A 12,111-nucleotide genomic window follows, 5' to 3' on the forward strand; every position below is an offset into this window, starting at 1 on the left:
AGCCGGATCTCTAGTTTTTTGAAGGTATAGTCTGGGCGATGGAATAACCACAAATCCCCCAGCACTCCTTGATCGTCCAATATCGGGCAAGCCAACATCGCCACCTTACTCCGGACAAAGTCGGGACTGATTGAACAAGATTGGAAACATTTACCTTGTCGTAGAGGAGCGTAAATTTCCGGGAAGTCTGCCATTTGCATCACCTGACCCTGCGAGGAAGGCATTGAGGTGGCGTACTCGTAGCAAATTGTGGCAGTTTCTTGCTCCAGGTTGTAGAGCGAAGCATGACAGCTGCCCATATTAAATGAAAGCGCTAACTCTCGAACGGCTACCTGTAAAATCTGGCTTTCGTCGAGACTATCGCGGACTTTGTCGGTGATGCGTTTTAGCACGGCTTCAAAGCCAAGCGCTTTTTGCAGTTGGGTTGTGCGTTGTTGCACTTGGCGTTCTAGATTGGCGTTCAGCTGCTGCACCTGCTTAAACAGCGCCGATTGCCCAATCGCGATCGCTAGTTGAGCCGCGAAGGCACAAACCAGGTCTACCTCTGAGTCTTGCCAGTAGCGAGGACGACCTTCCATCGATAGTGTTAAGATTCCCCAGAGGTTTCCTTGAAAGTGTATCGGTACCAACAACCAAGCACCCGGATAAGCCTCTGCTAGAGGCTTATTCCCCTCATCCTCGATAGTCTGAGTATCGTGAATGGAAACCACTTGTAACTGCTTGAGTTGCCTTGCCAACAAATTGTCTACATCTGGAAATTCCATACCCAGCCTGCTCGACAAACTGGAACCTTGATAGTAAAGTGCCACATTCAGCCAAACCTGCCGCTGCGGAAGATATTGCAGGATGGAAACGTGGTCGATGTGCAAAAGCTGACCAATTTCTGCTGCTGCTGTGGCAAAAATCACCTCTAATTCCAAAGAGCTACGAATTGCAGAAATCGACCGATTCAATGCTTGCTCGCGCTGAGCTTGCTGTTGCATTTGATTGTAGAGTTCGGCTTGCTGAATTGCGATCGCTACCTGGGTTGCCAGTGAACAAAGCAAATCAATTTCCAACTGTTGCCACTGTCGGGGTTGCGAACAATTATGGGCAATTAGCAGTCCCCACAATTCCTCTCCTTGGAGAATCGGGACTATCAAGCTGGCTCTAACTTGAAGCCGATGTAGTAAATCGATGTGACACTGACTCAACTCGGCTGTATAAATATCTTCTATAGTTTTAGTGCGACCCTGTTGGTACTGGACATAGACTTGTTCAAAGCAAGGATCGTGGATTGTTGTTCCCAGGATCGGAGTCCAACCGTTGGCGACAGACTCCACTACCACGACTCCACTCCAGTCCGGCTGAAAGCGGAAAACGATCACTCGATCGGAGGCGAGAAATTGCCGGACTTCAGACACCGTCGTGTTGAGAATCTCGTCTAAATTTAAAGACTGACGGATGCGTTCTAGCATCGCCCTCAGCAGTCGTTCCCGCTCGGTTTGCTGTCTTAGTGACTCTTCCGCGGCTTTGCGATCGCTAATATCGCGCACAATGACTAAAACTTCATCTTCCCCACTGACAACTAGCCGCGCCTCGTAATCGTGCAAATAGCCATTTTTGGGAAGCTGATACTCGAAGATTTGGATTTCGTTCGTAGAAAGTGCTTGCTCCACATGGTATTTGGCTTTCTCAGCGACTTCTGTGGGCAAAACCTCGTCTAACTTTTTACCTAAGAATTCCTGAGCAGGTAAGAACGTATCAAAATCTCTTGCCGTTTTGACGTCCAAATAAGTGCTATCTTTGCTAATTCGGAAGATCAAATCCGGGATGGCACTTATAAGAGCGCGATTTTTTGCTTCGCTTTTGCTTAGTGCCTCTTCTGCCTGTTTGCGCTCGGTAATGTCAGTCTGAATCCCCACAAAACCGATTAGATTCCCTTGTGGACTCCCGATTGGGGAAAGATAGAGTTCGTTCCAGAAAAGGGTGCCATCTTTGCGATAGTTGCGTAAGGTGACATGGCATTCTCTCGCTTCCCTAATCGCCATTCGTAGCTCATCAAGTGCTGGCTGAGCAGTGTCAGCGCCCTGCAAGAAGCGGCAGTTGTACCCTATGATTTCCTCAGCAGAGTAGCCTGTTAAACGCTCAAAACTTGGATTGATATAAATAATTGGATTATCTGGTTGATTGGAGTCGGTAAGGACAATGCCATTGCAGCAATCACGGAGAACCTGCTCCAGTAAATGTAGACGTTCCTGTGCTTGTTTGCGCTCAGTTATGTCATCGCAAACCAGGAGGACAACTCTATCCGTATTCGTTCTTTGTACAATGCTAGCGGTAACATTTACCCAGAAAATGCTGCCGTCTTTGCAACAGGCGCGCAATTCCCAACTAGTAACCAAAGCGTTTGACTCGATCCCTGAACTCAACTCAAATGCTTCTTGAATTGCTTGTTGCAAAAACTGAGCAAACTCAGCTTTTAACTTTTCTCGCTCGTCAGGAGCAAAAGTGCTGAAAATTGTTTTTCCAACCAACTCTTGGACGCTATAACCAAGACGAGCCGCTCCAAACTGATTAACCCCAACAACGACTCCTTCTGAATCCAAAGTAAAGTGAATACAGGGAGTCTTGTTGTACAGTGTTCGGTATGCTTCTAGTTCAGCTCTCGTGTTCCGCAGTTCTTCCTCAAGTTGGGGACGTTCTACATCTGCACCCGCAATAGTTTGTTGTAACTCTCTAGAAGCACCTTCACCTTGTAAATAGTCATGCCCAATTGGCTGGTGATTTGCGTCCATTTTGTAATCTCTTACCCCTTTTTTTTTATAGAGATAGAGGGACTAAATTTTTTATCTTTGTTTATCAAAAAACTAATTTAATGGACTAAATAGCAAGTTGTTTGATGGGTTTGAATGCCTCAGTTATGGCTATGTAATGTTAAATGCTATACCAACTCAATCGTTCGCTTTCTAAAAAGGCTATGTCTATCATAGATATTTGAGCCAGCAATTATAATAACTCATTGCAGCTCGATAAAAAACATTACCTCCTGAGAAAACCTAAGTAATGGCTCTTTTACGTTAGAATTTCCTAACTGATTTTAAAATTGGTTTTTGTTTATACTAAACAATATTTACTTTTAATCTCATAAAGAAATATATATTTATGTTTAATTTATTATAGTTGTAGAGCGGTCATAAAAGTAGCGAACCACGCTTTTCTCTACACTTTAACCATTATTTGCGAGAGAAGTGCTAGAAAATAGCCATTAACAATAGACTAGGAACTGGAAATCAACCAAACTCTGCTAACCGTGAATGACTAATATGAGCGCACAAACAGAAGAAACAATTACCTACGAAGGCGGCTGTCACTGTGGCGCAGTCCGCTTTCGGGTAATCGTTGACGAACATAAGGCAGATGACTGCAACTGTTCCATCTGTAGGAAGAAGGGATTTTTACATCTAATTGTGCCGTCCGAACGTTTTACCTTGCTAAGCGGTGCAGACTTATTGACAACCTACACCTTCAACACGGGTGTTGCTAAGCACACCTTCTGCCGTATTTGTGGGATTCACCCTTTTTATCGTCCCCGTTCCCATCCCGAATCTATTGATGTCAACGTGCGTTGTCTGGATGAGGATGTGGTGTCTCGCTTTCGCATTGTGCCTTTTGATGGGGTTAATTGGGAACAAAACGTACACCTAATTCGCTCTGAAGCATTGGACACGGATTAATAAATCCTCTTACCCAGCTTATCTATCATTGTAGGTTGGTTTGAGGTCATGTAGACGGAGTCTTCAAGAGAGAGTGACCCAACAAAAACTAAGGGAGGTGTTGGGTTTCGTCTTTGTGCGAAACCCAACCGGAAAGTCTGAAGTGAGTGCGAATCAATTTAAGTAGCTGGAACCTGCGAAAATTAACATTTTGCCCGATTGACTACCATTTATCGCAGTCCTCTCCAAACTATTGGGGAGAAAGCCAGCTTGGCGCTGAAATCAAGAGAATTGAGGAGCGTGAATCTTATCTGCCTGCATGAGGACAAAATAGGTAAGATTGGTTTCATAAAATACGCTTATGGTTTTATTAAAATTATTTTTAATTATTAATTTTGTTTCAATTTTGGCTGAATTATTAAATTGAAATTGTAAAAAGCTTAGCCGTAGACAAAGCAAGAAGAAAGTATAGAGTAACGTCTAATAAAAAATCCGAATTCAGGAGCGGACAAAAATTATCATTATTCCTAGCAATGCGGCAGATTTTAGCTGAAAAATACTTCTTTTAGAGAAAAAACTAGAAGTAATGAATCTATTTTTCTACTGTCTACTACCAACTTTGCCGTCTCTTGCCTCGCACGCTCAATTGCTAAAGAATCTGCCAACCCCAAAACTAGCGATGAATGTATCTCAAGCGAAAGAGCACGCAAAATAACCACCTAAGAAAGTTACCACCAAGACTTAAATATGGTACAGAAGGACTAGAGTGACAAAGGACTAAAGCAAAATAACCGAGCGATCGAAACGGCAGAGCGATACTCACAGTCAGTTACGAACACTAGAATGCAAATAGGGACAGGAGGCATTTATTTCTAAAAGCCATGCAGGCTTGAAGTGGCAAAAGCAGGCTGTTATCGGACAGCAGGGCTAGGGTAACGCAAGCAAATGTTTACGCGGTAAGTATTCCCATACGTCGTAGCGATCGCTTGTTAAGATCGGTAAGTTTTAACCATTCCAACCTTTTAATTAAGCTTTTTACTTTCTAACCTGACAACGTTCCTGTGATAGATCGGCTTTCAAAGGGGAATTTCCATACAGTGCGATCGCACCTAAGACGCACTGCTGCTTTAATCTTGGGACAACCAGCACTGGTGGTTAGTGTGGTGGTCTCCCTCTTAGTGCTGGGAGTCCGGCAACAAGGTCTGCTGGAGACGCTGGAACTAGGTGCTTATGACCAGATGATGCGGTTACGACCAGCCGAAGAGCCAGATCCCCGGATCTTGGTGGTCGCTGTCACCGAAGCAGACATCCAAACCTACAAGCAATATCCCCTGTCTGACGAACGAATGCATCAGATGCTGGCAAAACTGCTGGCAAACGAGCCGCGTACTGTCGGGCTAGATATTTATCGCGATTTGCCAGTAGAACCAGGTCATGCGGCATTCTCCAAGCTGATGAGTAGCGATCGCCGCATCGTTCCGGTGTGTGCCGTCAAAGAGTCGGAAGGTCCTGGCACTCCACCACCACCCAATATTGCTGATGACCAGGCTGGCTTTGCCGATATCGGGAGGACTGATTCTGATGGCGTTATCCGTCGGGGTTTGTTATTTGTCTCTCCCTCCGCTCACAAGCCTTGTCCTAACCCGAACTCCTTTAGCTTCCAACTGGTTCAACGTTACTTGGAAAAAGAAGGAATCGTTGCTTCAGACACCCCACCTCTCCGTTGGAACAACACTGTCTTCAAACCTCTGGAGCCTAATGATGGAGGATATCAAGGTCTGGATGCACGGGGGTACCAAATCCTCATCAATTACCGCTCTACCAACCGTCCTTTTAACCAGGTAACGATGAGTCAAGTCCTCAACGGTCAGTTTGACCCTAGCTGGGTAAAAGACCGCATCGTTCTCATCGGGGTTACTGCTTCCAGTATTGATGACGCCTTCTATACTCCCTACAGTGGCGCACAGAAGGGAAATCGGAAAATGCCTGGAGTTGTCACTCATGCCCATCTGGTAAGCCAGATGCTCAGTGCTGTCCTGGATGGGCGTCGTTTATTTTGGTTCTGGTCGGATTGGGGAGAAGCTTTGTGGGTATTGGGTTGGTCTGTAACTGGCGGGTTGATGGCTTTGCGGCTGCGGCATCCAGGGCACTTGTTACTGGGACAGGGAGCCGCGCTGGGTGTCCTGTTTGGGACGTGTTGGGTGCTGTTTACCCAGGCGGGATGGGTGCCAGTGGTTCCCTCTGCGATCGCGTTGGTGGGAACGGCTGCTGGTGTCGTGGCTTATAGCGCTCACCAAGCCGAACAAAATCAGAAAAAAATCGCGCTTCTGGTTCAGGAACAGCAATTCAACCTGGCACAGATGCAAGCACTTCTCCAACAGAAGAATCAGGAACCACAGACTGAGGAAGAAGCAGAGGTAGCAACTGCGATCGCGCCAGCTCCCCTATCAGTTCTGCCTAATCGCGATGATTATGATGATGATGATGAGACTCAGCCGTGGCAGCCTAGCTTAGATGTAATTACAGAACCTGAGCGACTGGAGCGCCAGCGATTATTAGATTCCTCTCCCGTAAAGTACGGCGACTCCCTGCGACCGTCTCTATTGATGGGACGCTACAAGATTCTTCGACCTCTGGCTTCGGGCGGGTTTGGTCATACGTATTTAGCCGAAGATACCATGCGACCGGGTAAGCCCCAGTGTGCGGTTAAGCATTTAATGCCTGCGCTTCGGGATGAAAAATTCTTGAAATTGGCAAAACGGCTATTTTTTACAGAAGCCGCCATTCTGGAGAGCTTGGGGCACCATTCTCAGATTCCGCAGTTACTCGCCTATTTTGAAGAAAACGAAGAATTCTATTTAATTGAAGAATTTATTAAAGGTCATCCGCTCACCGATGAACTATTGATAGATAAGCGCCTACCGGAAGCGCAAGTGGTGGAAATCCTGTGCGGGGTTCTGGAAATTCTGGTATTTATCCATGAAAACCAAGTCATCCACCGGGATATTAAGCCGAGTAATATTATTCGCCGAGAAAAAGACGGTCGCTTAGTTTTAATTGACTTTGGTGCCGTGAAACAGATTCAGCCCCAAGAAGAAAGCGAACAGGAAAACCGCACCATTGCTATCGGCACCCGTGGTTATACTCCGGCTGAGCAATACGACGGACACCCTAGGTTCAGCAGTGATATCTACGCCTTGGGCATGATTGGGGTGGAGGCAGTGACGGGGATACCGCCTAGTAAGCTGGAAACTGACCGGAACACCGGCAACATTAATTGGCGCGAATTTGCCTCAGTGCGAGACGAATTTGCCGAGATTTTGGATAAGATGGTGCACTTCCACTTTGTGACTCGTTACCAGTCAGCTACAGAGGTGCTACAGGAGTTGAAACGGCTTCCTAGCGCTCCCGCGTAAACATCATCCGGTAGTCAGGCGGTAGTCAGGATGTGGGTGCTACAGGTGAGGGGGGGATTGACATCGTTTGAAAAATGTTTTAGACGAAGATTTGCCTAAAAAATGCGATCGCTTCAGAAAAATTGAACCCATGCCGTTTAGCAAAATTCTGAATTCACTCATCTTCAATGGATTCGGAATTTTCGGTTCGGATGAAGCGAAAAGTGGCACAATGAAAGGCGGTGAATAATAAGATGGGTAACAATTCTGTGAGTCCGACAGCCTCAGCGTCCCCTACGGCACGCCGTGTCGTTTTTCCTTTCACTGCTATCGTGGGTCAGGAAGAGATGAAACTGGCCTTGCTGCTGAATGTGATTGACCCCTACATTGGCGGCGTGATGATTATGGGCGATCGCGGAACGGGCAAATCCACCACGATCCGGGCTTTGGCTGACCTGTTGCCAGAAATCGAAGTCGTTGCCGATGACCCCTTTAATAGTCATCCAAGAGACCCCGATTTGATGAGCGACAGCGTGCGCGATCGCTTGGCGAAACAGGAAGAAATTCCCGTCGCCCACAAAAAAGTGACGATGGTTGACCTGCCGCTCGGTGCGACAGAAGACCGCGTCTGCGGCACTATTGACATTGAAAAAGCTTTATCCCAAGGAGTCAGAGCTTTTGAACCCGGACTCCTCGCGAAAGCCAACCGGGGCATTCTCTATGTAGATGAAGTCAACCTACTTGACGACCACCTAGTCGATGTGCTGCTCGACTCAGCGGCAAGCGGCTGGAACACCGTCGAACGGGAAGGAATTTCCATCCGTCACCCGGCGAGATTTGTTCTAGTCGGTTCCGGCAACCCGGAAGAAGGCGAACTGCGACCTCAACTGCTCGACCGCTTTGGAATGCACGCAGAAATTCGCACGGTGAAGGAACCGGCGCTGCGAGTGGAAATTGTAGAGCAACGGGCTGAGTTTGACCAAAATCCCCCGAAGTTTCTGGAAAAATATCTTCCGCAGCAACAAGCATTGCAACAAAAGCTCGTCAGCGCTCAAGAACGCCTGTCCTCGGTGACGATGGACTATGACTTGCGGGTGAAAATCTCCGAAGTTTGTTCGGAGTTGGATGTAGACGGCTTACGGGGCGATATGGTTACGAACCGAGCCGCTCGCGCGATCGCTGCCCTAGAAGGACGCACGGAAGTCACCGTAGACGATATCCACCGCATTATCACCCTGTGTCTGCGTCACCGGCTCCGCAAAGACCCCTTGGAGTCGATTGATTCCGGCTACAAGGTGGAAAAAGTGTTTGGTCGCGTCTTTGGACTGGAAGCGCCCTCAGCAGAAACCAACGCAGCTACAGCGAATGGAGTTCGTCAGAGTGTTCGGTAATCAGGACTGAGAGTGTGTTGAGTGTTGAGTGATTAGAGAGTTTTTCGATTCAACGCCCATAAATTAAAATTAAAATTTTTAATTTATGAGCGTTGAATTTTGAGTTATAAAAGAGTTCTTTAATTCAAAACTCAAAACTCAAAACTTTTTACCAATCCCCAATCTTTCTATGGCAGAGCCACTCATCGAACTGAAGGGAATTTCTAAATCCTTTGGCAACAATGTCATCTTAGATGGGGTCGATCTGACAATTTATCGGGACGATGCGCTGGCAATTATTGGCCCCTCCGGGACTGGTAAATCGACGATTTTGCGGATTATTGCGGGACTTTTGGCTCCTGATTCTGGTGAAGTTTATATCCTGGGAAAGCGACGTCGCGGCTTAATCGAAGATGCCGAAGATCCCCTTGGAATTGGGATGGTGTTCCAACAAGCGGCTTTATTCGATTCGCTGACGGTGGAAGAAAATGTCGGCTTTCTACTGTTTCAGCGTTCTAAACTGTCGCGTCGGCGGATACGAGAATTGGTGGAGGAAAAGCTAGAGATGGTTGGGTTGCCAGGGGTTAGCGATCGCTACCCCTCGCAATTATCGGGTGGAATGCGAAAGCGGGTGAGTTTCGCCCGTGCGATTATGTCCAATCCAGACCATCCCCAAGACAACCCAGAAGTTTTACTCTATGATGAGCCTACTGCTGGTCTTGACCCCATTGCTTCCACAGTGATTGAAGATTTAGTTCGTCAGTTGCAGCAAATACCAGACAGTTGTAGCAGTTATGTCATGGTGACGCACCAAGAAAGCACCATTCGCCGCACGGCTGACCGAGTGATATTTCTCTATCAGGGACAGGTACAGTGGGAAGGTGCCGTCAGCGAGATTGATACCACCCAAAATCCTATCGTTCAACAATTTTTTAGTGGAAGTGTAACCGGCCCAATTCACGTCATCGGCTAGAATCAATTAAAAATTAAAAATTAAAAAAGGCAGAATTTTTAATGTAAGCATTTTTAATTCTTAATTGTTAATGGTATGAGGAGAACAGATGCGATCGCGAACGGTTCGAGAAGGCTCCGTCGGTTTGTTAATCCTGCTGTCCCTTTTCTTGTTTGGGGGTCTGATTTTGTGGATACGCGGGCTGAACCCCGGTAGCCGTAGCTACACAGTCGTGGCAGAATTTGTCAATGCTGGCGGGATGCAAGCTGGCGCACCCGTCCGCTATCGCGGCGTCAATGTTGGGAAAATTACTGCCATCAACCCAGGCTCGAATGGCGTCGATGTGGTGATGGAAATTGCACCGGCTGACTTACTGATTCCCCGTGATGTCGTCGTTGAAGCAAATCAATCCGGTCTGCTCAGCGAAACTTCGATTGACATTACTCCCCTGAAGCCCTTCCAGCCAGACGCGAAGGTCGCCAATCCGCTCGATCCGCAATGCCAGTCTAGCCTGATTGTTTGTGACGAGGATCGTCTGCAAGGTCAAATTGGTGTCAGTTTTGATGAACTGCTTCGCAGCACCACCCGCATCGCCAATCTCTACAGCGACCCCGCATTCTTTGCCAACCTCAACTCAGTTGCTAAAAATACCAGCGTCGCCGCCGTTGGGGTATCTCAACTTACCCGCGAACTCACAGGTTTGAGTCGCTCAGTGCAACAAGAAATTAAAAACTTCTCAGTCGCAGCCAATTCAGTGACGAGTGCTGCCAATCAAACCAGCAATCAAGTTGCTTTGGCAGCCAATCAGATTTCTAGGACCGCGAATCAATATAGCGGGACTGCCACCCAGGTAAATCGGCTCGTCGATAATATGAATAGTCTGGTCGTAGGCAACCGCTCGACTCTCGTCAGTACCTTGAACAACTTTAGCCAAGCCAGCGAACAGCTGCGCCTGAGTGCAAGTAACCTAACAGGGCAAGTCAACCAGTTTGGAGGTGGACAACTACGGCGTAACTTAGAACTCGTGTCTGCAAATGCGGCGCAGGCGTCCATCAATGCAGCGCAAGCATCTGCTAACTTTCGCGATCTTTCCACCGCTCTTAACAGTCCAACGAATTTGGTTGTATTGCAACAAACTTTAGACTCAGCGCGGATGACGTTTGAAAATGCTCAGAAAATTACATCTGACCTGGATGATTTGACAGGAGATGAAGCTTTCCGTAACAATTTGCGAAATTTGGTGAATGGACTCAGCAATTTGGTGTCTTCGACAGAAGACCTACAGCAGCAAGTTCAAGTGGCTGAGGTTCTAGAACCCGGATTGCCAGCGGTCAATCCGGGAACCGGGATCGGAACGCAGCAGAATAATTCTTTGCTCCCTCTTGCATCGCCTTCTTTGACACCCATCGCCCAAAAGAAGCAGTTAAAGTCTGTACAGCGCGAACCAATGGGAAAGGCGTTACCTTCCGCTTACTGGGAGGAAGAATCTATTCAGCCACTAGCTGACTCTGAAAATAAGAATTAGCAAGCCTCAGTTCCATGCTCTTTGCTAGAAGAAGAGAAGCTTTCAATGATTCCCCCGTCCTTACAAGGCAATGCATCACCTACACCTGTTGGAATTATGTAGGGCTGAAGCATTCGCGCAAAAACATTTGGGTTTTAAAGATACTGTATCCAAACGAGATTTGCTCTAGCACGCTAATTCCAATCTTCTTCATCTTGCCGCTTGCTGCGACTTTTATAGACAACACTCGTAGCATGAATCTGACGAGTTTTTTCAAAGAGTGCATCTTCTGTCAAGTTCCACTGGCGGAGAATCATATCCAGGTCTTGTTGAATCTCCCTTGCCCCTGGAAAGCCACGATAGCGAATGCGTAGACGGGCGAGTTCCGCCAGATTGAAATCATTCATTTCCCCGGTTAAGAGGCTGTTAACGAGTTGGCGATCGCGTCCTTGGAGGGGATGCTGTTGATCTTTGTTTCCTGTCTCTGCCATATAATCTCTAATTTTTAGTTTTTAAGTGTTTGAATTTCTACTTCGTCTCCCACCTGTAAAATATTACCGGCTTCCGATTCAGGGATGCGCGTGTTTACCGAGAGTCGGTAAAAGTGATTGAATCGAGATGAGTCTACCCAACTGGGCAAAGTTTCTTTCCGCGCTTGCACAAATAATTTTTGAAAATTAGGGTAAAGCTTGCCCATTAGAGAGTCTCGTGTCGGCACCACACAACGCTGACAGGGATTGACCCCATTTATCTGCACATCTCGCACCAGAAACGGCACCACGTCCTCTTCCGCCCCAAACAGCCGATCTTCCCAAAATGCCGGGACGCCCCCAATTTCCAGATTTGCCCGCAGGCGTCGCCGCAATTCATCCCCCGTCAGGGGAGGGAACCAGGAGGCAACTGTCTCCAGCGTGGCGGTACTGATGACTGTTGGCCCGGAAGCATTGGTATCATCTGGAAAGCCAGAGACTAAGTTCTGGCAGAGTTTTACGGGAAAGTCGAAATAGTCGCTCAACCAAGCTTCTAATTCACTCCGTTCCCGATCGATGTGAAAAATGTGGGTTTGTTCTGTTCCTTGGACTTCTAAGCAAACACGAGTAATCTTCTCAGTATCCGTATCAATGTCAAAAGAAGTCCGCAGTAAGTGAACTTTCGGATTGCGCTTGGCATTCACGAATCGACCTTGAGCGTCACA

At 47.3% G+C, this 12,111-nt stretch carries 9 protein-coding genes; 6 read left to right on the forward strand and 3 right to left on the reverse strand.

All coding sequences use genetic code 11. The features are described 5' to 3' along the window. A partial coding sequence (locus H6F50_RS14395; protein ID WP_190429224.1) for a PAS domain S-box protein occupies positions 1–2,777 on the reverse strand: 2,777 nt, incomplete at its 3' end. Positions 2,778–3,305: 528 nt separating this feature from the next. On the opposite strand from H6F50_RS14395, the gene H6F50_RS14400 reads away from it, so the two are divergent. The 6 genes from H6F50_RS14400 to H6F50_RS14425 all read left to right on the forward strand — a co-directional run bounded on the left by H6F50_RS14400 (position 3,306) and on the right by H6F50_RS14425 (position 10,937). Further along, the gene (locus H6F50_RS14400) at positions 3,306–3,716 is read left to right on the forward strand and encodes a GFA family protein (protein WP_190429230.1); all 411 of its coding nucleotides are present in this window, start codon (positions 3,306–3,308) and stop codon (positions 3,714–3,716) included. 1,040 nt (positions 3,717–4,756) lie between these two features. Further along, the gene (locus tag H6F50_RS26535; protein ID WP_199292168.1) at positions 4,757–7,111 is read left to right on the forward strand and encodes a CHASE2 domain-containing serine/threonine-protein kinase; all 2,355 of its coding nucleotides are present in this window, start codon (positions 4,757–4,759) and stop codon (positions 7,109–7,111) included. 67 nt (positions 7,112–7,178) lie between these two features. After that, positions 7,179–7,340: a hypothetical protein gene (locus tag H6F50_RS14410; protein ID WP_190429225.1), complete on the forward strand. Its 162-nt coding sequence runs from the start codon at positions 7,179–7,181 to the stop codon at positions 7,338–7,340. Positions 7,341–7,359: 19 nt separating this feature from the next. Beyond that, the gene (bchI, locus tag H6F50_RS14415) at positions 7,360–8,481 is read left to right on the forward strand and encodes a magnesium chelatase ATPase subunit I (protein ID WP_190429231.1); all 1,122 of its coding nucleotides are present in this window, start codon (positions 7,360–7,362) and stop codon (positions 8,479–8,481) included. 169 nt (positions 8,482–8,650) lie between these two features. Then, complete coding sequence (locus H6F50_RS14420; RefSeq protein WP_190429226.1) at positions 8,651–9,433, forward strand: ABC transporter ATP-binding protein; 783 nt, start codon at positions 8,651–8,653, stop codon at positions 9,431–9,433. A gap of 88 nt (positions 9,434–9,521) precedes the next feature. Next, on the forward strand, positions 9,522–10,937 hold the full coding sequence (locus tag H6F50_RS14425) for an MlaD family protein (RefSeq protein WP_190429227.1): 1,416 nt from the start codon (positions 9,522–9,524) through the stop codon (positions 10,935–10,937). Positions 10,938–11,110: 173 nt separating this feature from the next. Here H6F50_RS14425 and H6F50_RS14430 read toward each other — a convergent pair whose 3' ends face one another. Both H6F50_RS14430 and H6F50_RS14435 read right to left on the reverse strand, forming a co-directional pair. Continuing rightward, positions 11,111–11,407 carry a DUF3288 family protein gene (locus H6F50_RS14430; RefSeq protein WP_190429228.1) on the reverse strand — a complete coding sequence of 99 codons (297 nt, stop codon included), beginning with the start codon at positions 11,405–11,407 and terminating at the stop codon, positions 11,111–11,113. Between the two features lie 14 nt (positions 11,408–11,421). Next, on the reverse strand, positions 11,422–12,111 hold a 690-nt coding region (locus H6F50_RS14435; RefSeq protein WP_190429229.1), incomplete at its 5' end, for an MOSC domain-containing protein.

This window comes from Coleofasciculus sp. FACHB-712, assembly GCF_014695635.1.
Lineage (GTDB): Bacteria > Cyanobacteriota > Cyanobacteriia > Cyanobacteriales > FACHB-T130 > FACHB-T130.

Bases quoted from the DNA above. Each gene is read 5' to 3' on its own strand.
- H6F50_RS14400 (WP_190429230.1), top strand. From the start codon at position 3,306: ATGAGCGCACAAACAGAAGAAACAATTACCTACGAAGGCGGCTGTCAC.
- H6F50_RS14420 (WP_190429226.1), top strand. From the start codon at position 8,651: ATGGCAGAGCCACTCATCGAACTGAAGGGAATTTCTAAATCCTTTGGC.
- H6F50_RS14425 (WP_190429227.1), top strand. From the start codon at position 9,522: ATGCGATCGCGAACGGTTCGAGAAGGCTCCGTCGGTTTGTTAATCCTG.
- H6F50_RS14430 (WP_190429228.1), bottom strand. From the start codon at position 11,407: ATGGCAGAGACAGGAAACAAAGATCAACAGCATCCCCTCCAAGGACGC.